Here is a 563-nt window from a genome sequence, read left to right as displayed (position 1 = left end):
TCGATTTATTGCTCATGAATTCTTCTTACCTCACGGGTCTTTCTGTCTCCACAAAACCCGGGGCAATTCAGAACTGCCGGACCAGCCGCCGCTGTTCTTCATCTGGCGAGGGGTGCGGCGGAAAGTGAAATGCGCTGACGGCCCGGAGCGGGTCTTTGGTGAATGGTGGAAGAATGATGCTGAACTGACCATCGCCCGGGATTACTTCCGGGTGGAGGACACGTCTGGAGAGCGCTTCTGGCTCTACCGGGCGGGTGATGGCGAGCATGGCGAGACCGGCTCGCAGGGCTGGTTCTTGCACGGAATCTTCGGATGACCATATCCGCACCGCGTTATACCGAACTACAGGTCACGACCTATTTCTCGTTCCTGCGCGGGGCATCCTCCCCGATCGAACTGTTCGACGCGGAAATCTCACAGAAGGGTTGTACATCGGGTTAGATTATGAAAAAGTCTATTTTGTGTAAAAGAAATTTTCGTAAGCTATAAGAAAACCCGATGCAGACAGAGTGTAGCGCAGGCGCGTATGAGTTTCCAGCCTCCTGTGGACGGCGTGTTGTGGC

1 protein-coding gene is annotated in these 563 nt (G+C 54.5%); it reads left to right on the top strand.

The annotated features are described in order from the left end of the window. Positions 1-316 (top strand): DUF6504 family protein (locus CSR02_RS08900; protein ID WP_336469706.1); only part of this gene is annotated, 316 nt, incomplete at its 5' end. Positions 317-563: the final 247 nt, after the last annotated feature.

Origin of the sequence: Acetobacter pomorum (assembly GCF_002738225.1) — a bacterium.
Taxonomy (GTDB): domain Bacteria; phylum Pseudomonadota; class Alphaproteobacteria; order Acetobacterales; family Acetobacteraceae; genus Acetobacter; species Acetobacter pomorum.
This window is presented reverse-complemented; position numbering and strand designations above follow the sequence as displayed.